General features: G+C 52.2%; 21 protein-coding genes. 14 read left to right on the top strand and 7 right to left on the bottom strand.

Annotated features, from left to right (window positions below; all coding sequences use genetic code 11):
• Window positions 1-2: 2 nt before the first annotated feature.
• The 5 genes from hemE to MET42_RS0113985 all read right to left on the bottom strand — a co-directional run bounded on the left by hemE (window position 3) and on the right by MET42_RS0113985 (window position 10,217).
• Entirely contained in the window at window positions 3-1,067 is a 1,065-nt protein-coding gene (gene hemE / locus MET42_RS0114005) for a uroporphyrinogen decarboxylase (RefSeq protein WP_019883736.1), read from the bottom strand.
• Window positions 1,068-1,236: 169 nt separating this feature from the next.
• The gene (locus tag MET42_RS0114000) at window positions 1,237-2,664 is read right to left on the bottom strand and encodes a glutamate synthase subunit beta (RefSeq protein WP_019883735.1); all 1,428 of its coding nucleotides are present in this window, start codon (window positions 2,662-2,664) and stop codon (window positions 1,237-1,239) included.
• Window positions 2,665-2,751: 87 nt separating this feature from the next.
• Window positions 2,752-7,401, bottom strand: coding sequence for a glutamate synthase large subunit (gene gltB / locus MET42_RS0113995; RefSeq protein ID WP_369751527.1), 4,650 nt, complete (start codon window positions 7,399-7,401; stop codon window positions 2,752-2,754).
• 418 nt (window positions 7,402-7,819) lie between these two features.
• On the bottom strand, window positions 7,820-9,100 hold the full coding sequence (gene hemL, locus MET42_RS0113990; protein ID WP_019883733.1) for a glutamate-1-semialdehyde 2,1-aminomutase: 1,281 nt from the start codon (window positions 9,098-9,100) through the stop codon (window positions 7,820-7,822).
• Between the two features lie 100 nt (window positions 9,101-9,200).
• Window positions 9,201-10,217, bottom strand: a complete 1,017-nt coding sequence (locus tag MET42_RS0113985) for a serine protease (RefSeq protein WP_232411635.1) — start codon at window positions 10,215-10,217, stop codon at window positions 9,201-9,203.
• Between the two features lie 153 nt (window positions 10,218-10,370).
• Here MET42_RS0113985 and MET42_RS0113980 point away from each other — a divergent pair, with 153 nt between their 5' ends.
• Window positions 10,371-11,111: a dienelactone hydrolase family protein gene (locus tag MET42_RS0113980; protein WP_019883731.1), complete on the top strand. Its 741-nt coding sequence runs from the start codon at window positions 10,371-10,373 to the stop codon at window positions 11,109-11,111.
• Between the two features lie 170 nt (window positions 11,112-11,281).
• A complete protein-coding gene (gene gndA / locus MET42_RS0113975) occupies window positions 11,282-12,796 on the top strand; it encodes an NADP-dependent phosphogluconate dehydrogenase (RefSeq protein ID WP_019883730.1) in 1,515 nt (504 codons plus the stop codon).
• 288 nt (window positions 12,797-13,084) lie between these two features.
• Here gndA and MET42_RS0113965 read toward each other — a convergent pair whose 3' ends face one another.
• Complete coding sequence (locus MET42_RS0113965; protein WP_019883729.1) at window positions 13,085-13,273, bottom strand: hypothetical protein; 189 nt, start codon at window positions 13,271-13,273, stop codon at window positions 13,085-13,087.
• Between the two features lie 335 nt (window positions 13,274-13,608).
• Between MET42_RS0113965 and thiS the strand changes: the two genes are divergently transcribed.
• From thiS to ubiA, 6 genes are all read left to right on the top strand, one after another.
• On the top strand, window positions 13,609-13,812 hold the full coding sequence (thiS, locus tag MET42_RS0113960; RefSeq protein ID WP_019883728.1) for a sulfur carrier protein ThiS: 204 nt from the start codon (window positions 13,609-13,611) through the stop codon (window positions 13,810-13,812).
• A gap of 58 nt (window positions 13,813-13,870) precedes the next feature.
• On the top strand, window positions 13,871-14,653 hold the full coding sequence (locus MET42_RS0113955; RefSeq protein WP_029512462.1) for a thiazole synthase: 783 nt from the start codon (window positions 13,871-13,873) through the stop codon (window positions 14,651-14,653).
• 2 nt (window positions 14,654-14,655) lie between these two features.
• Window positions 14,656-15,039 carry a Co2+/Mg2+ efflux protein ApaG gene (apaG, locus tag MET42_RS0113950; protein WP_019883725.1) on the top strand — a complete coding sequence of 128 codons (384 nt, stop codon included), beginning with the start codon at window positions 14,656-14,658 and terminating at the stop codon, window positions 15,037-15,039.
• 125 nt (window positions 15,040-15,164) lie between these two features.
• Window positions 15,165-16,364, top strand: coding sequence for a murein transglycosylase A (locus MET42_RS0113940; RefSeq protein WP_019883724.1), 1,200 nt, complete (start codon window positions 15,165-15,167; stop codon window positions 16,362-16,364).
• 14 nt (window positions 16,365-16,378) lie between these two features.
• Complete coding sequence (locus MET42_RS0113935; RefSeq protein ID WP_019883723.1) at window positions 16,379-16,924, top strand: chorismate lyase; 546 nt, start codon at window positions 16,379-16,381, stop codon at window positions 16,922-16,924.
• Window positions 16,925-16,945: 21 nt separating this feature from the next.
• Window positions 16,946-17,818 (top strand): 4-hydroxybenzoate octaprenyltransferase, encoded by an 873-nt coding sequence (ubiA, locus tag MET42_RS0113930; protein ID WP_019883722.1) that lies wholly within the window; start codon window positions 16,946-16,948, stop codon window positions 17,816-17,818.
• Here ubiA and MET42_RS0113925 read toward each other — a convergent pair.
• Window positions 17,801-19,453, bottom strand: coding sequence for a FimV family protein (locus MET42_RS0113925; protein WP_232411633.1), 1,653 nt, complete (start codon window positions 19,451-19,453; stop codon window positions 17,801-17,803). The genes ubiA and MET42_RS0113925 overlap by 18 nt on opposite strands.
• Before the next feature lie 340 nt (window positions 19,454-19,793).
• On the opposite strand from MET42_RS0113925, the gene rplM reads away from it, so the two are divergent.
• The 6 genes from rplM to erpA all read left to right on the top strand — a co-directional run bounded on the left by rplM (window position 19,794) and on the right by erpA (window position 23,034).
• Entirely contained in the window at window positions 19,794-20,222 is a 429-nt protein-coding gene (gene rplM, locus MET42_RS0113920) for a 50S ribosomal protein L13 (RefSeq protein WP_019883720.1), read from the top strand.
• Between the two features lie 22 nt (window positions 20,223-20,244).
• On the top strand, window positions 20,245-20,637 hold the full coding sequence (rpsI, locus tag MET42_RS0113915) for a 30S ribosomal protein S9 (RefSeq protein ID WP_019883719.1): 393 nt from the start codon (window positions 20,245-20,247) through the stop codon (window positions 20,635-20,637).
• Between the two features lie 118 nt (window positions 20,638-20,755).
• On the top strand, window positions 20,756-21,802 hold the full coding sequence (argC, locus tag MET42_RS0113910) for an N-acetyl-gamma-glutamyl-phosphate reductase (protein WP_198289758.1): 1,047 nt from the start codon (window positions 20,756-20,758) through the stop codon (window positions 21,800-21,802).
• Window positions 21,802-22,164 (top strand): hypothetical protein, encoded by a 363-nt coding sequence (locus tag MET42_RS0113905; protein WP_019883717.1) that lies wholly within the window; start codon window positions 21,802-21,804, stop codon window positions 22,162-22,164. Before argC ends, MET42_RS0113905 begins: the two co-directional genes overlap by 1 nt.
• Window positions 22,165-22,232: 68 nt before the next feature.
• Window positions 22,233-22,625, top strand: a complete 393-nt coding sequence (locus MET42_RS0113900; RefSeq protein WP_019883716.1) for a polymer-forming cytoskeletal protein — start codon at window positions 22,233-22,235, stop codon at window positions 22,623-22,625.
• A gap of 52 nt (window positions 22,626-22,677) precedes the next feature.
• The gene (gene erpA, locus MET42_RS0113895; RefSeq protein WP_019883715.1) at window positions 22,678-23,034 is read left to right on the top strand and encodes an iron-sulfur cluster insertion protein ErpA; all 357 of its coding nucleotides are present in this window, start codon (window positions 22,678-22,680) and stop codon (window positions 23,032-23,034) included.
• Window positions 23,035-23,056: the final 22 nt, after the last annotated feature.

Here is a 23,056-nt window from a genome sequence, read left to right as displayed (position 1 = left end):
CGTTACAGGTGATACTGCGGGCTGAGCTTGCGCAGGGTTTCCAGCATGCATGCGGCATGTTCAGGCGGTGTCCACTGCGTAATGCCGTGGCCCAGGTTGAAGACGTGGCCATGACCATTACCATAGCTTGCCAGGATGCGGGCGACTTCTTTTTCGATCGCGGCTGGTGAGCTCAGCAGAATAGCTGGATCCATATTGCCTTGCAGCGCAACCTGGTTGCCAACACGTTGGCGTGCTTGCGCGAGATCGACGGTCCAGTCCAGGCCTAATGCATCTGCGCCAATGGCCGCTTGTTGCTCCAGCCACAAACCGCCGCCTTTGGTAAAGACGATGCTGGGCACCGTTTTACCTTCCGCTGTTTTGTTCAGGCCGGCGACGATTTTCTGCATGTAGTTAAGCGAGAATTCGATATAGGCATCATGTGACAGCGAGCCGCCCCAGGAGTCAAAAATCATCACGGCTTGAGCGCCTGCGGCAATTTGTGCGTTCAGGTATTGAATCACGGTTTGTGCCGTGATTTCCAGAATACGATGCAACAGTTCCGGTCTGGCATAGCCCATCTTTTTGGTATTGAGGAAATCGGTGCCGCCTTTGCCTTCGACCATATAAGTCGCCAGGGTCCAAGGGCTGCCGGAAAAGCCGATCAGTGGAACACGGCCATTGAGTGCTTTGCGGATGCTGCTGACCGCGTCAAACACATATTGCAGTTTGGACATATCCGGCACTTCCAGCTTGAGGATATCTTCCTCCGCTTGTAAAGTGCGCTCAAATTTCGGGCCTTCACCCTCTTCAAAATACAAGCCCAATCCCATGGCATCCGGCACGGTCAGGATGTCACTAAACAGGATGGCCGCATCCAGCTGTGGGTAACGGTCCAGCGGTTGCAGTGTGACTTCAGTGGCAAATGCCGGGCTTTGGCACAGCTGCATAAAGCTGCCTGCGGTTTTCCGGCTCTCACGGTACTCCGGCAAATAGCGCCCGGCCTGACGCATCATCCAGACCGGTGTGTATTCTGTGGGTTGGCGCATCAGTGCGCGTAAAAAAGTATCGTTTTGGAGTTGAGTCATTGGATAGCAATTGCCTCATCTGTGATGAGGCCGGTCAACAATATGTAAAAGCATGATTATAAAGGCCAAGCTGCTATTTCACCCGAAAGAATGGTGTTTTTTTGCGATATGACAAATAAAAAACGCCGATGACATTCATCGGCGTTTTTGAGGGGGCCATTTTGCTGAGTTAACGTGGCAACGTCGAGCTACCCATCAAGAAAGCATCGACTTCGCGTGCACATTGACGGCCTTCGCGGATAGCCCATACCACCAGTGACTGGCCGCGACGGATATCGCCAGCAGCAAACACTTTGGCTTTGCTGGTTTTGTAACAGCCTTCGCCATCGGTGGTGGCTTTGGCATTACCACGATTGTCTTTTTCGACACCAAAGGCGTCCAGTACTTTTTGTACTGGTGAGACAAAGCCCATGGCCAAAAATACCAAGTCCGCTGGAATGGTGAATTCAGAGCCTGGTACGTCGACCATTTTGCCGTCTTTCCACTCTACGCGTGCGCCTTTGAGCGCGGTCAGTTTGCCATTTTCACCAATCAGTTCTTTGGTGGTGATAGACCAGTCGCGGTCTGCGCCTTCTTCGTGTGAACTGGAGGTGCGCATTTTGAGTGGCCAGTTTGGCCACACCAGTGATTTGTTTTCTTTTTCTGGTGGTTGTGGCATCAATTCGAACTGGGTGACGCTGGCGGCGCCATGACGGTTGGAGGTACCTACGCAGTCAGAGCCGGTATCACCGCCGCCGATGACGACGACATGTTTACCGGTGGCTTTGATCTGGTTGGGCACAGTATCACCGGCGACCATTTTGTTGTTTGGTGTCAAAAAGTCCATGGCGAAATGCACGCCATCCAGTTCGCGGCCTGGGACTGGCAGGTCACGTGGCAATTCAGCACCACCGGCCAGAATCACGGCGTCGAAGTCACGCTCGAGATCCGCTGCGCTGACGTTTTCGCCTACGTTCTGGTTCACCTTAAAGGTCACGCCTTCGGCTTCCATTTGCGCAACGCGACGGTCAATGTTGGATTTATCCAGTTTGAAGTCTGGGATGCCGTAACGCAGCAAGCCGCCGATACGGTCATTTTTCTCCAGCACGGTCACGCTGTGGCCCGCACGAGCCAGTTGCTGTGCTGCTGCCAGACCTGCAGGGCCTGAACCTACCACAGCAATTGTTTTGCCGGTTTTGTTGGGGTTGATTTGCGGAGTGACCCAGCCGTTTTCCCAGGCTTTATCAATAATCGCGTGCTCGATAGATTTAATGCCTACGGCGTCATTATTGATGTTTAAGGTACAGGCTGCTTCACAAGGTGCCGGACAAATACGGCCTGTAAAATCAGGGAAGTTGTTGGTGGAGTGCAATACATCAATCGCACTGCGCCAGTCCTGGTGATAGACCAGGTCATTCCAGTCTGGAATGATGTTGTTGATTGGACAGCCGGTGGTACAGAAAGGAATGCCGCAATCCATGCAGCGAGCACCCTGCTGTTTGGCCTGGTCGTCTGTCAAATGCAGGACGAACTCTTTGTAGTTTTTGACGCGATCTTTGACCGGCAGATTCTCTTCTGCCAGGCGGTCAAATTCCATGAAACCTGTGACTTTACCCATGTGAAATCATCTCTTCCCTGTTGCTTTGTACAGACGCAACCTTAACAAGGCCCCGCGCGAGGCGGGGCATACAATTAACAAAAACGATTAAGCGGCTTGTTTGGCAGAAGCTGCAGCCATCTCGGTCAGTGCGCGTTTGTATTCGTTAGGGAATACTTTGACGAATTTCGCACGTGAGGCTGGCCAGTCAGCCAGAAGTTCTTTTGCCCGCGGACTACCGGTCAGCGCCAGGTGCTGCTCGATCAAGCCTTTCAGAATCACTTCATCAGGCTGGCCCAGGTGCTGCACTTTACCGACATCGGCTTCAGCGGCTTCCACTTTGTCCAATGACACCATGCTCATATTGCAACGTTGGGCAAATTTGCCATCAATGTCGTAAACATAGGCAATACCGCCGCTCATCCCCGCTGCAAAGTTCTGGCCGGTTGGACCCAGGACCAGCACAGTACCGCCAGTCATGTATTCACAGCCGTGGTTACCCACGCCCTCAACCACTGCCGTTGCGCCGGAGTTACGGACGCAGAAGCGCTCGCCTGCGACGCCACTCAAGAAGCTCTGGCCGGTGGTTGCGCCGTACATGACGGTATTACCGACAATAATGTTCTCGTAAGACAAACCGCGGAAGGTCGCTGGTGGTTTGATGATGATGCGACCACCACACAAGCCTTTACCCACGTAGTCGTTGCCTTCGCCGGTCAGCTCAAACGTAATGCCCTGTGCCAGGAACGCCGCAAAACTCTGGCCGGAGGTGCCGGTGAATTTGACGCTGATGGTGTCGTCAGGCAAGCCTGCATGACCATAACGGCTGGCGACTTCGTGTGACAGCATGGTGCCCACGGTACGGTTGGTGTTGACGATAGGCAACGCGATGCTGACTTTTTCGCCTTTTTCCAATGCTGGTTTTGCCAGTTCAATCAGTTGATTATCCAGGGCTTTGACCAGGCCATGATCTTGCACGTCATTGTTTTTGCGCGACACGCTGGCTGGCATTTCTGGCAAGTGGAATACCTTGCTGAAGTCCAGGCCATTGATTTTCCAGTGCTCAATACCGGCTTTCATATCCAGTAAGTCAGCACGGCCAATCAGGTCTTCAAACTTGGCAATACCGATGCTGGCCATCAGTTCACGTAACTCTTCTGCAACGAAGAAGAAGTAGTTCACCACGTGTTCTGGTTGACCGGTAAATTTCTTACGCAGTTCAGGGTCTTGTGTTGCCACGCCAACCGGGCAAGTATTCAGGTGACACTTACGCATCATGATACAGCCTTCAACCACCAGTGGTGCGGTAGCAAAACCAAACTCATCTGCACCCAGCAAGGCGCCGATCAGTACGTCACGGCCGGTTTTCATCTGGCCATCGACTTGCAGCACGACACGGCCACGCAACTGGTTCAATACCAGAGTCTGCTGGGTTTCGGCCAGGCCGAGTTCCCATGGCGTACCGGCATGTTTGATCGACGAAATAGGGGAAGCACCGGTACCACCGTCATGGCCTGCGACCACAATGTGGTCGGACTTGGCTTTGGCTACACCGGCAGCCACGGTACCGATACCGGTTTCAGACACCAGTTTCACAGAAATAGACGCTTTTGGATTGGCGTTTTTCAGGTCGTGAATCAGCTGTGCCAAATCTTCGATCGAATAAATATCGTGGTGAGGCGGTGGGGAAATTAAGCCTACGCCAGGCACTGAGAAACGCAGTTTCGCAATGTACGGCGATACTTTATGGCCTGGTAATTGGCCGCCTTCACCTGGTTTGGCGCCTTGTGCCATCTTGATCTGGATCTGGTCGGCGCTGCTCAGGTATTCAGCAGTCACGCCAAAACGGCCAGAAGCCACTTGCTTGATGCGTGAGCGCATGGAGTCGCCCGCTTTCAAGGCCACATCGGCTTCAATCAGGTCGCTACCCAGCACTTTGGCAATGCTGGAATCTATTTGTACTGGAATAAAGCGTTTAACGTCTTCGCCACCTTCGCCAGTGTTGGACTTACCGCCAATACGGTTCATTGCCACTGCCAGTGTGGCATGTGCTTCGGTTGAGATTGAGCCCAGTGACATGGCGCCAGTCGCAAAGCGTTTGACAATTTCTTTGGCAGGTTCAACCTGATCTAATGGAATCGCTTTGCCAGCGGATTTGATTTCAAACAGGCCGCGCAAGGTCATGTGACGGCGGGTCTGGTCGTTAATCAGCGCAGCATATTCTTTATAAGTGTCGTATTGGCCGGTGCGGGTAGCATTTTGCAGCTTGCTGATGGACTGCGGCGTCCACAAGTGCTCTTCACCGCGCACACGGAAGGCGTATTCGCCGCCTGCTTCCAGGGCGTTGGACAATACCGGGTCAGTACCAAAGGCCTGGCTATGCAAGCGTACGGTTTCTTCGGCAACCTGTTCCAGACCGATACCTTCAATCTGGCTCACGGTGCCGGTGAAATAGTCATTGACGAACTGGCTGTTCAAGCCGATTGCTTCGAAAATCTGTGCGCCGCAGTAAGACTGGTAGGTCGAGATGCCCATTTTGGACATGACTTTGTACAAGCCTTTGCCGATCGCTTTGACGAAGTTTTTGCCTGCTTTTTCAACATCGCTGGTCATGGTCTTCATGGTTTCATACACCAACCATGGGCAAACCGCTTCGGCGCCGTAACCTGCCAACAGGGCAAAGTGGTGTACTTCACGTGCTGAGCCAGTGTCAATCACCAGGCCTGTGCTGGTGCGCAAGCCTGCTTTAACCAGGAACTCGTGTGTGGCCGAACAGGCCAGCAACGCCGGAATAGCAATGCGGCTGGCAGATACACTGCGGTCAGACAGGATCAGTACGTTGTAGCCGTCATGCACGGCTTTTTCGGCCTGGTCATGCAAGATGTCCAGGGCCTGCTTCATGCCTGCTTTACCAAGGGCTGCATCGTAAGTCAGGTCCAGCACGATGGACTTGAACTGGCCTTTGGTCAGGGACTCGATCTGTTTGAGTTTTTCCAGGCCATCCAGGCTCAATACCGGTTGGCCACTTTCCAGGCGCAATGGTGGGTTGGTTTCGTCAACCGCCAACAGATTCGGTTTAGGGCCGATAAATGTCACCAGCGACATCACCAACTCTTCACGAATCGGGTCGATTGGCGGGTTGGTCACTTGTGCGAACAACTGCTTGAAGTAGTTGTACAAGGTTTTGGCCTTGTTGGACAACACTGGCAGCGCCGCGTCGTTACCCATGGAGCCTGAGCCCTCTTCACCGTTGTCCAGCATCGGCTGCAGCACAAACTTCAGGTCTTCCTGCGAATAACCGAAGGCTTGTTGTGTATCCAGCAAATCCGCATTCAGGCTGACTTCTCCGCTACCTACATTTGGCAGCTCGGTCAGGTGGAAGCGCGTTTGCTCAATCCATTGACGGTAAGGCTTTGCTTGCGCCAATTCAGTTTTCACTTCTTCGTCGTCAATGATGCGACCTTGCTCCATGTCGATGAGCAACATTTTGCCCGGCTGCAAGCGCCATTTTTTAACGATTTTTTCTTGCGGGAAAGTGATCACGCCCATTTCAGACGCCATCATCACGATGTCGTCTTCAGTCACCAGGTAGCGCGCCGGACGCAAACCGTTACGGTCCAGGGTCGCACCAATCATTTTGCCATCGGTGAACGCCACGGCAGCCGGGCCATCCCATGGCTCCATCAGCGCAGCGTGGTATTCGTAGAAGGCGCGACGGTCTTCATCCATCAATGGATTGCCAGCCCAGGCTTCCGGGATCAGCATCATCATGGCATGCGGCAGGCTGTAACCACCCGCGACCAGCAACTCCAGACAGTTGTCAAAACAGGCGGAGTCAGACTGGCCTTCGGCAATCAGTGGCCACAGTTTTTCCAGGTCTTCGCCCAAGACGGCGGATTTCATGGTTTCGTGGCGTGCCGCCATCCAGTTGACGTTGCCTTGTACGGTGTTGATTTCACCGTTGTGCGCAATCATGCGGAATGGGTGGGCCAAATCCCAGGCCGGGAACGTGTTGGTAGAGAAACGCTGGTGCACCAGGGCCAAAGCCGAGACCACGCGCGCATCTTTCAGATCGGTATAGTAGATACCTACTTCGTTTGCCAGCAGCATGCCTTTATAGACAATGGTGCGGGAAGAGAACGAAGGCATGTAAAACTGTGCTTTGTCTTGCAGGTTGAGCGCGCGAATCGCATGCTCAATACGTTTGCGGATGACAAAACATTTGCGTTCAAAGGCAGTGCTGTCTGCGGTGGTGCTGGCAATAAATACCTGACGCATCACTGGCTCAACGGCGCGCGCTGCATCAGCGATATTGCTGTTGTCGACAGGCACATCGCGCCAGCCCAGCAGTGTTTGGTTTTCTTCAGCGATGATTTGCGCAAAAATGGCTTCGCACTTGGCGCGGTTATCTGCATTTTGTGGCAAGAAAGCCTGGCCCACGGCGTATTGGCCTGTGGCTGGCAGGGTCATGCCTAATTTAGCGGCTTCTTCACGCATGAAGGTGTCAGGCATTTGCATCAGCAAACCAGCGCCGTCACCCAGTTTCGGGTCGTAACCTGTTGCGCCGCGGTGCGTCAGGTTGTCCAGTAATTGCAGGCCCTTGGCGACGATATCGTGGCTTTTCTGCCCTTTGATATGGGCAACAAAGCCCACGCCACAGCTATCCTTTTCGTGGCGTCTGTCGTATAAACCCTGAGATTGGGGAGCTAAACCAAACTGGTCGTCCAGAGCGGTTGCGGTATCTTGAGAAGCACTCATCACGTTGTTGTCAGACTGCATGTCCATTGCCAGATTCTTCACTTACAAAACATTTGGAGGAACCTTCAATGATACCGTTAAAGTTTAGCAATTTCAATTGTTTAGCCTGCGTTAAATAACGGATAAATCTATTTTTTTATCTTAATTGAGAATGGTTTTTATTTACCTGTGAAAAATGGCAGCAGAGACAGAAGTTTGGCGGTTTTTACGGCGGCAGTTGCGCACGCCGTGTATGAGATGTGCGCTGTTTTAATTGAGGAAAGTGGGTTTTTGCGGATTGATGCCTTGAAATAAGGCGCGCATTCGAATTGTCTTATTTAAGCGCCCAATGTGGGGTTTGTTCTTTTATGTGGTCAGTTGATTTTATTTGCATCATGCGGCACACCGGCGGATGGGCATGCCGCATGATCATGAGGCATTACAGGCTTGCGAAAGCGATCGCCGCCGCCTGTACTGTTTGCGCGATATCTGCATCGGTATGCGCTGCTGAAACAAAACCTGCTTCAAAGGCGGATGGGCCGAGGTAAATGCCGCTGTCCAGCATGCTGTGAAAGAATTTGTTAAAGGCGTTTTTATCTGCCTGCATCATCTCTGCATAGCTGCTTGGGTGGCTGGCACTGAAGTACAGGCCAAACATACCGCCGACACTCTGTGCGCTAAACGTCACGCCAGCGGCCTGCGCTGCCTGGGTCAGGCCTGTGGTGAGCTTGGTTGTTTGTGCGGTCAGTTTTTCATAAAAATCAGGGGCTTGAACCAGTTTTAAAGTGGTCAGGCCTGCTGTGACCGCCACCGGATTGCCCGAGAGCGTGCCTGCCTGATAGACCGGGCCGAGTGGTGCCAATACACCCATAATGTCTTTGCGGCCACCAAACGCACCGACGGGTAGGCCGCCGCCGATGACTTTGCCTAAGGTGGTCATGTCAGGCGTGATGCGATACAAGGCTTGGGCGCCACCGAGGGCCACGCGAAAACCGGTCATCACTTCGTCAAAAATCAACACGGTGCCGTGCTGGGTGCACAGTTCACGCAGGGTTTGCAAGAATTCCTGATGTGGCACGATCAGGTTCATGTTGCCAACGACAGGCTCCAGAATGACGCATGCGATTTCATCGCCGATGCTGGCGAAGGTGTCTTTGAGCATTTGCGTGTTGTTGTAATCCAGCGTCAAGGTGTGGGCAGCCACTTCTGCGGGTACGCCAGCCGAGCTGGGTTCGCCAAAGGTCAGCAAGCCAGAGCCAGCTTTGACTAATAAAGCATCGGCGTGGCCGTGATAACAGCCTTCAAATTTGATGATTTTGCTGCGTTTGGTAAAGCCGCGCGCAACGCGGATGGCACTCATGGTGGCTTCGGTGCCGCTGCTGACCAGGCGCACTTGTTCCATGCTAGGCACCAGCGCGTTGAGCAGCTCGGCCATTTCCAGCTCAAGGCCGGTGGGTGCGCCAAAGCTCAGGCTGTTGGCAGCCGCTTGCTGCACGGCGGCGATGACTTCAGGATGCGCATGCCCCAGGATCATGGGGCCCCAGGAGTTGATGTAGTCGATATATTCCTTGCCATCGACATCCCACAGTTTGGAGCCCAGGCCTTTTTTAAAAAAGATGGGCGTGCCGCCCACGCTGCGAAACGCGCGTACTGGCGAGTTGACACCGCCTGGAATCAGTTGCTGGGATTTTTCAAACAATTGCTGGTTGCGAGAGGTCATGGATTATGCAATCTGGTAAACATCAAAAAAACGTATTCTATCAGAGCGAGCAGGCTTGATCATGCTGGTGTAGATCGCTAGTGCAAATCGCTGCAAATCATTAGTGAAGCTGTTGCAGGCGCTGTTGAATGTCCGGCCAGGCCTGGCTGTCCAGTTGCTGGATATGCTGCTCGGCATTGCTTAATAGTGTGGGTTGTTGCGTTTGTTGCGCCAAGATAGCTAGACCGCTCCAGGCATCAATGTGGGCGGGCTGTAAACTCACCGCACGTTCATAGGCTTGTTGCGCAGCGGCAGCCTGGCCTTGGCCATGCAGTGCACTGCCCAGGTAAAAGCTGGCTTCTGCCGATTGCGGCTCTTGTGCTAGCCAGGCGCGCGCAATGCCTTCTAGTATTTTCCAATCCCCAGTTTGATAAGGCTGCACCACTTGCATCAAATAAGGGCGTGCATCCGCAGGCAAATCCCAAAAGGCGGTGGCATCCGGCACGGTGGTGGTTGCGGCGCGCTGGTGCATCAGGTTTTTTATCCACTCTACAGGCACACTGTAAAAATAAGCATCCTTACCCGGGCTTTTAAACGTGCTCAGAGATACCAGCTCGCCCGCCTGGTTGAAGGTTGGGCTGCCACTGGAGCCCATAATAAAAGCAGCATCCGTGCGTACAATGAGGCTGCCGTCGTAAGGGTATAAGGCACGCACCTTGCCTGCGATGGTTTGTGGTTTCGGTGGGCCGCCTGGAAAGCCAATCGAAAACACGTCATCCCCATAATGCAGCGAGGCGGCTGAAGCGAGTTTGACTGCTGGTAATTCAAGATATTTGAATTTCAGCAGGCAAATATCATGTCGCCAGTCGGCAATCATCTCGACCGGACTCATGCTGTCGCCAAACTTCGAAATGCTAATGCCGTTGCTATTCGCGACCACATGGCAGTTGGTGGCGACCGTATCTTTATCAACCACGACGCCACTGCCGACGCCATGGCCACCGCTATTGGTCAAGGCGTGCACTTTCACCACTGAGGCTTTCAGGTGGTAAACCAGGTCCAGGTCAGGCTGGGCATGCGCTGTCTGTGCCAGCAGCCAGCAGGTCATTAAGATAAAGAGGTGAGGCAATAAGCGCATATGAACTCCCGGTATTAGGATGACGGGTCGTGATTACAATCTGTTTTTGATTCAAAAATGCAAAAAATTCTCATTCCGGCCCATAAACCCAGTGAAAAGCCGTGCAAACAGCGCTAGAATAGCCGATATTTTTGATTGTCTTAAGGATTTACCATGCTGATTACAAGCGAAATCGTCGATTTGAACACTCCAACCGGAGTGATGCGTACTTATGTGCATCGTCCAAAACACGATGGCAAGGTGCCTGCGGTTTTGTTTTACTCTGAAATCTTTCAGCAAACCGGCCCGATTGAACGTGCTGCACGCTTTTTAGCTGGCCATGGTTATGCCGTGCTGGTGCCAGAAGTGTTTCATGAATTAAACCCGATTGGTACCGTGCTGGGCTATGACGACGCTGGCCGCGATAAAGGCAATGCTGACAAGATGGCTAAAGACGTACAAGCCTATGACACTGACAACCGTGCCATGATTGATTACCTGAACGCACAAGCCTGGTATGACGGCAATTTGGGTGCTGCTGGTTTCTGTATCGGTGGCCACCTGGCTTTCCGTGCCGCGTTGCAGCCAGAAGTCAAAGCCACCGCCTGCTTCTATGCCACCGACTTGCATACCAATATTATTCCAAACAAACCAGGCCAGCACAGCATGGAGCGCGTCAACGAGATCAAGGGCGAATTGCTCATGATCTGGGGCAAGCAAGATCCGCACATCCCAGGCGACAAGCGTGCCGAGCTGTATAACCGCTTTGCGGCTTTGCCAGGTTTGCATTACACCTGGCATGAATTTAATGGCCAACATGCCTTTATGCGCGATGAAGGTGAACGTTATGATGCGCAGTTGGTCAACCTCGGGTATCAGTTGACCTTGCAAATGTTCGGAAACGTACTCAAGTAAGTGATTGCTAGCAAACTTGAGTGAAAGAAAACTATGGTGCTGAATATGTCATGCCAGTTGCGAATTTCAAAACAACGAGCATGCGGTATTCAATACATACCCTAGTCCAAGCACAGGTCAAAAGCCTGTGCTTTTTTTTCAACTAAATTAACCATTTATTAGAGATAACTATGACTATAAAAAATGCGGATATTGGATTGGTGGGATTGGCAGTGATGGGCCAAAACCTGGCGCTTAACATTGCGGATCACGGCTATACCATTGCGGTCTATAACCGTGACCCCAAGAAAATGCTGAACTTCATCGAGGAATGCAAAAAGAATGAGCCTTCGCACGAGCGCGTGGTGGGTCATGCCGATCTGGCTTCTTTTGTATTAAGCATCAAACGTCCTCGTAAAATTGTGCTGCTGGTGAAGGCCGGTAGTGCGACGGACGTAACGATTAACGCCTTACTGCCTTTCCTGGAGCAGGGTGACATTATTATTGACGGTGGCAATGCCTTGTGGACGGACACTATCCGTCGCGAAAAAGAGCTGGCTGCCAAAGGCATCGAGTTTATTGGTTCTGGTGTTTCCGGTGGCGAAACCGGCGCCCGTTTTGGTCCTTCCCTGATGCCGTCCGGCACACGCAAGGCCTGGTCTAGCCTGGAGCCGATCTGGCGTGATATCGCTGCTAAAGTCGACCCTGTGACTGGTGCTCCATTAGAAGGTGGCGCACCAGGCAAACCGGTGGTGGGTGGCTTCTCTTGTGCCGAGTATATCGGCCCGGACGGCGCTGGTCATTATGTGAAAATGGTGCACAACGGCATTGAATACATTGATATGCAGTTGATTTGCGAAGCTTACTGGCTGATGAAGAACCTGCTGGGCATGCCAGCAGACGAAATCGGTAAAGTGTTTGCCGAGTGGAACAAAGGGGAGTTGTCCAGCTTCCTGATTGAAATCACTGCTGATATCCTGCAACAAAAAGATCCTGCCGGTAAAGGCTTCCTGGTTGACCAGATCCTGGATACGGCAGGCCAGAAAGGCACTGGTCAATGGACCGCCGCCAACGCACTGGAATTGGGTGCACCTGCGAATGCGATTGCCGCAGCGGTATATGCGCGAGCCTTGTCCAGCCTGAAAGAAGAGCGCGTCGAAGCGAGCAAGATTCTCAAAGGCCCGGCGATTGTGCAAGAGAAAGACAAAGCAGCCATTATTGAGGCGATCAAGAATGCCTTGTATTGCTCCAAAATTTGCGCCTATGCACAAGGCTTCCAGCTCATCGACAAGGCACAGGTGGCTTACAACTGGAAACTCAACTTCGGTGAAATTGCCCAGATCTGGCGTGGCGGTTGTATCATCCGCGCGCGTTTCCTGCAAAAAATCACTGATGCCTATGCATTGAATTCACGCTTGAAAAACCTGATGCTGGATCCATACTTCACCAATGCGATGAATGAAGGCCAGGCTGGCTGGCGTAAAGTGATTGCGCTGGCAGTGACCAATGGTATCCCGGCGCAAGGCTTTGCGGCCGCGTTGGCTTATTATGATGGTTACAGAAGTGCAGATTTGCCGGCAAACCTGTTGCAAGGTCAGCGTGACTACTTTGGCGCGCATACCTATGAGCGTAAAGACCAGCCGCGTGGTCAGTTCTTCCATCTGGATTGGCCTGAGGCCGGTCGTCCGCAACTGGCTATTGAGTAGGTGCTTTGCCGGGCGCCAGTCATGGTGCCCGTAGCATGCATAGATAAGTCGGATGCACAAACAAAAAGATGGCGCTGGTCGCCATCTTTTTGTTTGTGCTGTCTTTACTATTTGTCTGGGTTAGGATTGGCGGTTTGCCAATCACCCTTGCCTAAAGCCCTGATTTGGAGGGAGCAAGGGCCGCTACAGGCTGAATTAAGATCAGTGTATGGCACTCAATGCATGTTTCTGCATTGAGCCAGAAATCGTGACCCGCTACCGGGTCTTGCGCCAGCGAGTGATGCGTAGTTAAACGCAGTCGCAGCTGGATTCCAGAAAGCGGTGTAACTCGTTAATTGCTTTCGTGTGTTGCTGTGCTTCAATAGCCGCTTTTGCATCTGCCAGATTGGCGGCGGAGGTATTCAAGCTTGGTGCATAAATTTCGTCCACTAAAAAAATTTTGGACGGACTTGCCTGGTGTGACTGTGCGATTTGCATTTCAATATTCCTTTTGGGATTTCCAATATTCGGGGCACAAAACGACGAATTGTGTTCGTCGTGCATGTGGCGCCAAAATTAACAAAAAGTTCCTTGTACAGCAATGTGATATCCGCCGTGATGACCAAACTTGTCAATTTCTTACGACATATTTGTATTGCTACAACATACAAGCAAACATGGTGCCATGTTTAATGACCTTAACGCATACCAATCCTGTTAGGATGACAGGGCTTCAATTGCGCCTGAAAAAAGACCGCACATGAAAAACTGAAAGCCAAATGTGCTGATTTTTCGTAAAATATCGGCTTGATCAATCAAAAATGAAGAGCGGCATGCAAATTTTTGTCAACGGTAAGGCTACGCCACTGCCTGCAGAGGCCATGAGTGTGCTGGCGCTGGTAGAGCATATGCAGCTCACTGGCAAGCGCATTGCCATCGAGCGTAATGGCGATATTGTGCCGCGTAGCCAATTTGCCGAGGTGCAATTGCAGGCAGACGATAAACTGGAAATCGTGGGTGCCGTTGGCGGTGGCTAGTCACCGACTGCTGATATAGATGATTGAGTTAAACGCATTGAATAGAGAGTTTTTGAATATGAATGACGCTTTGGTAATCGCCGGTAAGTCTTATCAGTCCCGCCTGTTGGTGGGCACCGGAAAATACAAGGACTTCACGCAGACGCGTGCAGCCATTGATGCCAGTGGTGCAGAAATTGTCACCGTGGCCATTCGCCGGACCAATATTGGCCAAAATGCTAACGAACCCTCTTTGCTGGATTATTTGCCGCCCAGTGAGTTTACCTATTTGCCTAATACGGCCGGTTGCTACAGCGCTGATGATGCCGTACGTACATTACGCCTGGCGCGCGAGTTGCTGGATGACCATAGACTGGTCAAGCTGGAGGTGCTGGGTGACCCGAATACCTTGTATCCCAATGTGACCGAAACGATTGCCGCTGCCAAAACCCTGGTGAAAGAAGGTTTTGAGGTGATGGTGTATACCTCGGATGACCCGATTATTGCGAAGCAACTGGAAGACATCGGCTGTGTGGCGGTGATGCCATTGGCTTCATTGATTGGTTCCGGAATGGGGATTTTAAACCCGTGGAACCTGCAGATTATTATTGAGAGCGCCAAGATCCCGGTGCTGGTCGATGCCGGTGTCGGTTGTGCCTCTGATGCTGCGATTGCCATGGAGCTGGGCTGTGCCGGGGTGCTGATGAATACGGCGATTGCTGCGGCGCGTGACCCTGTACTGATGGCCAGTGCCATGAAAAAAGCGGTTGAAGCCGGTCGCGAGTCATTCCTGGCTGGCCGTATGGCGAAAAAGCTGTATTCTGCCAGCCCGAGCTCACCAACCACGGGCATGATAGGTTAATCATGACGGATACTGGCTTATATGCATGCGAAGTCTCGGTGGTGACCGAGTATTTGACTGCACAATCGTCGCCCGGGGCGGGGCAATATGTGTATGCCTACACCATTACCATCCGCAATACCGGCAAGACGCCGGTGCAACTCATTAGCCGCCATTGGGTCATTACTGATGCCATGCAGCAAGTGCGCGAAGTGAAAGGCCTGGGTGTGGTGGGCGACCAGCCGCTGCTGGCGCCTGAGGCTGAGTACAGCTATACCAGTAGTGTCATGTTCAGCACGCCTAGCGGTGAAATGTTTGGCACGTATCAAATGGTCGCGGTAGATGGTCACTGGTTTGAAGTGGATATCCCAACCTTTTGGCTACATCAGGCGGCCGGTTTGCACTAAGTGTATTGATACCGCTTGCTGAGTCCGGCGCATTCCTGCGTCACATATCGAAACTGCCAAAGATAAACATTGCAAAAAGCAAAACAGTGATAGCCACCAACCATACTTTTAAATTATGCCAGGCCATGTTGCTGGCCTCCCTGTTTTTTCTGGCGGGTTGTCAAAGCGTGCCGCCCGCGACCAAGCCGCCAGTCATTAAGCCAACCACGCCAGGCAAACCCGCTGTGGCACCTGCGCCTGAAAAGCCGGCGGCGACCAATGTGCCGACGCAGCCTTATGCTTTGTTAAAGGCCGCCAGTTGGACGGATTTGCCCGGGCTGGCCAAAGAGGACTGGGTCACCAGCTGGCGTGCCTGGCTGCAAGGCTGCCAGGGGCTCAGAAACAAAGCTGACTGGCAAGCCGTCTGTGCCGTGGCTTTGCTGGTCAAGGCCGACGACACTGCGGCCATACAGGCCTACTGGCAACAGTATTTCAATGTCTATCAGACACAGCAACCTGAAGGTGCACCGCAAGGCTTGATGACAGGGTATTACCAGCCGGTATTAAAAGGGGCCCGCACGGCCAGCGCACGCTATCCGGTGCCGCTGTATAAAACACCTGCCGACCTGGTGACGGTGAACTTGTCCGGCTTGTTTCCTGAGCTCAAATACAAGCGTGTGCGTGGCCGCCTGCAAGGACAGTCACTCATCCCTTATTACACGCGCGCAGACATCGAACAAGCGCAATCGCCGTTGGCTGGCAGCGAGTTGTTATGGGTGAATGATGCAGTCGAAGCGTTTTTCTTGCAGGTGCAAGGATCGGGGATTGTCGAGCTTGAAAACGGCGAGCGATTGCCGGTGGGCTACGCGGATCAAAACGGGCATCCATATCAATCCATCGGCAAGCTGTTAGTCGAGCGTGGCGAGATGGTGGCAAGTGAAGCCTCCATGCAGGGAATTAAAACCTGGGGGCAACAACATCCTGACCAATTACGCGCGTTGCTGGATGCGAATCCTAGCTATGTGTTTTTTAAATTATTGCCTGCAGGTTTGTCCGGTCCGCTCGGTGCGCTGGGCGTGCCGTTAAGTGCCGCCCGTAGTATAGCGGTTGACCCGTTTTATATTCCACTGGGGGCGCCAGTCTATCTGGCCACAACTTATCCAAACTCGGAGGCGCCTTTGCAGCAGCTGATGCAGGCGCAAGATACCGGTGGCGCTATCAAAGGTGGCGTACGTGCCGATGTCTATTGGGGTGAGGGCGAGTCTGCGGGCAAGCTGGCAGGCGCGATGCGCCAGCAAGGGCAGTTGTGGGTGTGGTTGCCTAAAACGTTCCGGCTACCACACTAGCTGCTATGCACCGCATGCATGACAGGCAAGATTACGGCTGGCAAGCACATGTGGTTGGTCGGCTACCGTTGCGGCCCTGGTTGCAGGAACGTGGCTCGTTAACGGCGCGCTTAAAGCGCCAATATCCGGATTTCTCAGTCAAGGTGTTGTCTCAAGGCTGGCGCAAGCCCAATGTCGATGAGCAGGCAGTGTTACGATTGCCTGCCGCCACCCATGCCTGGGTGCGCGAAGTCATGCTGATGGGCCAGGGGCAGCCGCAGGTGTTTGCGCACAGTGTCATTGCCCGCAAGGACTTGCGAGGGGCATGGTGCCAATTGCGCAATATTGGGCGTGTGCCGTTGGGTGCGGCACTGTTTGCCAATGCCAGTGTGCAGCGTGGTCGTTTACACTACCGAAAACTGTCGTCTGCGCATCCGCTGTACAAAGCTTTTTACCGTCATTTTCCTGAGCAAACGCGGCAGGTGCTATGGGCCAGGCGCTCGTTGTTTTGCCTGCGGCATTATCGTTTGCTGGTGACTGAAGTGTTTTTACCGTCCTGCGCCCAGCCGCCTGGTCGTTAATCCTTATCAGGAATCCTTTTTATGCAATTTCTCGCCAAATGGCATGCTTATTACCGGCTGACGCGGCTGGATAAGCCTATCGGTATCTGGCTGTTATTGTGGCCTACGCTGTGGGGGCTACTGATTGCGGGGCAAGGGCAGCCACAGTGGTGGGTTGCCTGTGTATTTGTGCTGGGGACAGTGTTGATGCGGTCGGCAGGCTGTGCATTAAATGATATTGCCGACCGGCATTGGGATGGCGCGGTCGCACGCACAAACAAGCGGCCGCTGGCGACCGGTGAAATCTCCGTCAAAGAGGCTTACCTGGTCGCCATCGGATTGTCGTTACTGGCGTTTGCGCTGGTTTGTACACTGGGCTGGCAAGTCGTGCTATGGTCTGTGCCGGCGCTGTTTCTCGCCGTCAGCTATCCTTACACCAAGCGTTTTTTCGCCATTCCGCAAGCCTATCTGGGCATTGCCTTCGGTTTTGGCATCCCGATGACTTTTGTTGCCTTGCAGGGTCAGGTGCCTGCAGTCGCCTGGTGGCTATTGTTGGCCAATGTCTGCTGGTCGGTGGCTTATGACACGGCCTATGCCATGGTTGACCGCGAAGATGACCTCAAAATCGGCATCCGCTCTTCCGCCATCACTTTCGGGCGTTTTGATGTGCTGGCGATTATGGGCTGCTTTGTTGCCATGCTGCTGATTGTGGGCTATGTGGCGCAAGTGCTGGCGCTAGGCTGGCCATTCTGGCTTGGCTGGGGAGTGGCGGCTGCGCAGCTGTGGCGGCAATACAGGTTGATTCGTCACCGGCAGCCTAGCGATTGCTTTAAGGCGTTTCTGAAGAATGTCTGGATTGGTGCGGCATTGACCGCCGGGCTGGCAGTCAGTTACGGTTTAGGCGGACTTGCGTAATGTTGAAGGTTCGTCCAACTCAAAGGTGAAGTCTGTCCAGTATTGGAAGGGCGTGTGTTCAACCGGCGCCAGAATATAAAGATCTTCTGACAGCTGCTGCAACTCACGCAAGTTGCCATTGATCGGTTCTTCATGGTCAGCCGCTTTTGGCGCAGGCGGCACCGCTGGCAGGTTTTGTGTCTGGCAGGCAATTTCTTTCAACAACATCAGGTCTTCAAAGACGCTGCGCTCAAAACCCATGCGTGGGACCAGACGCGTGTTGTAAACCAAGTCGTCAATCAAGGCAATCACCTGCGGTGTGCCCCAGGCTTGTTGCAAGGCTTTCATGACGCGCGGGAAGGATTCAATACCTTGTTGCTTCAAGTCCGGCGCGTGCTCCACGTTGAGGTTGAAATGTTTGCGGCATTCGCCGGCAACAATATCAAATTCTTGCTGTTTGCCTTCTTTTGACAGCAGGTCCAGCAAATACAGCCACATCCAGGGAGATGATTTCGGATGCTTGGCCAAATGCTGCTGCAAATGATCAATCGCCTGATTGACCCGGCCATGTGTGAATAATCGCGAGGCATCTTGCATCACCGCCTGTGTGCTTTGCTGCGAGCTCACCTTCAGAGGCACGCCGTGTGGCATCACCGTATCATCGTTGGCATGCATGGGCACTGATTTTAAGCGGCTGCTTGTTTTGGTCGTGGCAGGCGGCTGTGTTGGCGTATTCAAGCCATGTGTGTCGCTTGCCTGCTGAGTCGGCAAGACGGTGGCTGAAAAAGGTTTGCCACTCAGTGGGCGCGTCGCCGGGCCCGATGTGCCATCGGTAGGTATAGATGCAGCGTCACTTTGTTTAGCTGTACGGCGTGACTTAATCACTTTTGGCACGGCGGCGTGGCGGCGTAGCCAGTCAGCAAAGAAAAAACCGCTGGCGATCAGCGCGAGCCCCAAGGCAATGACCAGGGTGCGTAATAGATAATTTTCGTTTTGCAGGTGAGTAAGCTGGGTTTTTAGTGTCGCCAGGATGTCCGCCTGCGCCAGATTGCTGGCATACAGGACATCAGATTTTGTCTGTAATTGCTTGAAGTTTTGCTGCAAATCGTTAATTTGCGCTTGCAGTGCAGTATAAGCTTCTACTGGGATGGCAGGCGGCGCGGGCAGTGTTTCAACCGCTTCTGGTTGAATCACTGCAATGGGCTCAGGAGTCGTGTTGCTGATGGGTGGCGCAGCTGCAATAGCGATTGAAACCGTATTGTCGGGCTGAATGGTCACAGTCTGCCGCGTGTGCTGGCAGCGATCAGTCAAGGTCAGTGTCAGCGGGCTGGCAATGGCAGCGTCAGACCACAGCATCAATACGCCCTGCTGGCTACCCAGGGTCGTGTATTCGAGGTGAACAGGGCTGGTCTCTGGCGCTGGTTGTTTGGAAGATTGGCTCAGGCTGAAGCAACTGATATCTGTGTCTGCCTGAACATGACTCAGCGGCAACTGGGCCAATAATGGCTGGCCTGGCGCAGATTCAATCGTGAGTGCGCCAAATTCAGCTGCTTGCAGCAACGATGTAAACGCAAACAGCACGGAAGCACAAAGCCCTCGCCAGCCAGTGGCAGCGCGAAAGCGGAGTGATTTAACCTGGTATATGCCTGAAAGCATCTAAAATTATTTTTAGTAGTGTTGCTGCTGTTTAATTAAGTGACTGTGGTTTAAATCAATCTAAAGTAAACGGATGCAGAAAGTCAAAACTTGAGCTAATATAGCATCCGATTGCAATTATCCTTGAAAAAACAAGGCTTGTTTGTGATAAAAGCACGTTTTATATCAAGTAATTTGCCTAATTGATGGCAAAAAAGCCACAAAATAGCTTGCCTCAGTCAGCAACCTGATTCCATCAGGCTGGTTACGATTATTTTTAGAATATTTCGTTGACAAGCTTTCTTATGCTGGCATATAATCCGCCCTCTTAATTTATACGCTATAACTCGGTAGTTATAAAATGAAAACTTTTTCAGCAAAATCGCATGAAGTACAACGTGACTGGTTCGTGATTGACGCCACAGACTTGGTATTGGGTCGTTTGGCCAGCGCAATCGCTCATCGCCTGCGTGGTAAGCATAAAGCTATTTACACACCACACGTGGATACAGGCGACTACATCATTGTAGTCAATGCGGACAAAATTAAAGTAACTGGTAACAAAGCGGGTGACAAGCTGTATCACCGCCACTCCGGTTACCCAGGCGGTATCACTACGACTTCATTCTCAAAAATGCAAGACCGTTTCCCAGGTCGTGCGTTGGAGAAAGCTGTGAAAGGCATGTTGCCAAAAGGTCCTTTGGGCTATGCCATGATCAAAAAAATGAAAGTGTATGCGGGCGACAAGCACGAGCACATTGCGCAGCAACCGCAACCATTAACCATCTAATTTAAGACGATTAGGATAAAACATGATCGGTAAATACAACTACGGCACAGGCCGCCGCAAAAGTTCAGTGGCACGTGTGTTCCTGAAGTCCGGCAGTGGCAACATCGTGGTCAACGATAAGCCAGTTGACACATACTTTTCACGCGAAACTTCTCGCATGATTTTGCGTCAACCGCTGGAATTGACTAACAACACAGCAAGCTTTGACATTCTGGTCAATGTGCATGGTGGTGGTGAATCCGGTCAAGCGGGTGCAGTACGTCATGGCATTACCCGTGCGTTGATTGACTATGATGCAGCTTTGAAGAGCGCATTGTCTCACGCTGGTTTCGTAACACGTGATGCACGTGAAGTTGAACGTAAGAAAGTCGGCCTGCGTAAAGCGCGTCGTCGTAAGCAGTTCTCCAAACGTTAATTTCCAACGTTTGTTACAAACCTGTTGTGCAAAAAGGTCGCATTGGCGGCCTTTTTCATTTATATTGTTTTACTTTTTATGCATGGGTCGTCATCGAACGCGCATCTGGTTTAAAGATATGGAAAAAATCAAAGTTGGCATTGTAGGTGGAACGGGTTATACCGGTGTTGAGTTGCTGCGTTTGTTAGCAAGACATCCTGATGTGCAATTGCAAGTGATTACCTCCAGGGGCGAGGCAGGTCTGCCGGTCGCCGATATGTTTCCCAGCTTGCGTGGCGTGGTTGATCTTAAGTTTAGCGATCCGGCCACGGTCGATCTGACGCAATGTAATGTCGTCTTTTTTGCCACGCCGCATGGCGTTGCCATGGCACAAACGCCTGCGCTGGTGGCAGCTGGGGTGAAGGTCATCGATCTGGCTGCTGACTTTCGTCTGCAGGATGCTGCTGAATTCGAAAAGTGGTACAAATTGCCGCATAGCTGTACTGACGTGCTGAAAGATGCTGTATATGGCTTGCCTGAGTTGTATGCCGCTGACGTGCAGCAGGCAGACGTCATCGGTAATCCTGGTTGCTACCCGACCACGGTATTGCTTGGTTTGGCGCCGCTACTGGAGCAGGGCTGGATTGATTTCTCCGTACCTATCATTGCGGATGCCAAGTCTGGTGTCTCCGGTGCTGGTAGAAAAGCCGAAGTGGGCACCTTGTTCTCTGAGTCCAGTGATAACCTGAAAGCCTACGGCGTGGCCGGGCACAGGCATCATCCTGAGATTCTGGCCCAGTTAAAGAAACTGTCCGGTAACGACGCGGTCAACCTTATATTCGTGCCGCATTTGATTCCCATGATTCGTGGCATGCTGACCACTTTGCATGTAAAACTCAACGCACAGGGCAAGCAACAAGTGTTGCAGCAGGTCTATGAGCAGCGTTACCAGGGCGCCACTTTTGTGGATGTGATGCCTGCAGGCTCTCTGCCCGAAACCCGCTCGGTACGTGGTGCCAATGTTTTGCGGATGGCGCTATACCCACAGGCAGGCGATTATGTCACAATCGTTGTCGTGCAGGACAATCTGGTCAAAGGCGCATCTGGTCAGGCCGTGCAGAATATGAATTTGATGTTTAACCTGGCGCCAGATGCTGGTTTGCAAGTGCTGCCATTGTTGCCATAATGATCAGGCCGATACGCAGAAGACTGAGAAACCATTTTGGCCTGACCGCCAAGCAGGTGGCAGTGCGCTCACATCGGCCCTGGTATTTTCAAAGCATGCTGGCGGTGACTTATGTCGTGATCGGCTTTGCCTTGGCCTACTGGGTGGTGCATGATGATGATGGTGAGCATATACGCCAGCGTTTGCGGCAAGTGACTACCGAAAATATTGAATTACAGAAAAAACTGATTGCTTCGCAGCGGGAGTTGCAAGTGGAGCTGGCTACCAGTAACAACCTGGCCAAAACCCTGACGGCGCAGCAGGATGAAAGCATCAAACTGAAAGAAGAATTGGTGTTTTACAAGAATATGACCAAGCGTTAGCCGCCTGCATGATATGGCTGATGCTCAATGGACATCGCCATTTAAGTTAATTCGGAACAGGAAGTAGCATGTTTTTCAAAAAAAGCGTTCAAATCGACAGTCATATTGATACCTTGATCGGCCATGAAACACAGATTAATGGCAATATGCAATTTGCGGGCGGGTTAAGGGTCGATGGCTTGATCGCCGGGAATGTGATTGAAAAACGTGAGCATCCCAGCACACTGATTATCAGTGAAAATGGGGCCGTGACAGGCGCCGTTGAGGCTTCTAAAATTGTTTTGAATGGCATGATACGCGGCCCGGTGCGCTCTTCAGTGTTTATTGAGTTACAAAGCAAGGCCAGAATCGTGGGTGACTTGTACTATAAATCACTTGAAATGCACACCGGCGCGGTGATTGAAGGAAAACTGATTTACCTGGGGGAGCCATCTGAGGCTGCCGTCCCGGAAGCGACTTGAAATTAAAACTTTCGTCGCCATATTGTTATTGAGAATTTGACAGGAGTCTATGATGACCGCAGAAGCTACCCTTGAAATGCCCGTTCCATTGGTGTTTACCGACAATGCCGCCAAAAAAGTGAAAGAACTGATTGATGAAGAAGGCACGCCAGACCTGAAACTGCGTGTATTCGTCAGCGGTGGTGGCTGCTCAGGTTTCCAATACGGCTTTACGTTTGAAGAAGAAGTAAACGATGATGATACGCAAGTCGATAAAGATGGCGTGACCTTGCTGATTGACCCGATGAGCTTGCAATATCTGGCCGGTGCCGAGATTGATTACACCGATAGCCTGCAAGGTTCACAGTTTGTGATCCGCAACCCGAATGCGACCACCACTTGTGGTTGTGGTAGCTCGTTCTCGGTTTAACGACTGCATTCAGTCATGCGTT

The sequence above is a fragment of the Methylophilus sp. 42 genome, from assembly GCF_000384155.1.
Classification (GTDB): Bacteria; Pseudomonadota; Gammaproteobacteria; order Burkholderiales; family Methylophilaceae; genus Methylophilus.
The sequence above is the reverse complement of the archived record's forward strand: the minus strand, read 5'-3'. Positions and strand labels throughout refer to the sequence as shown.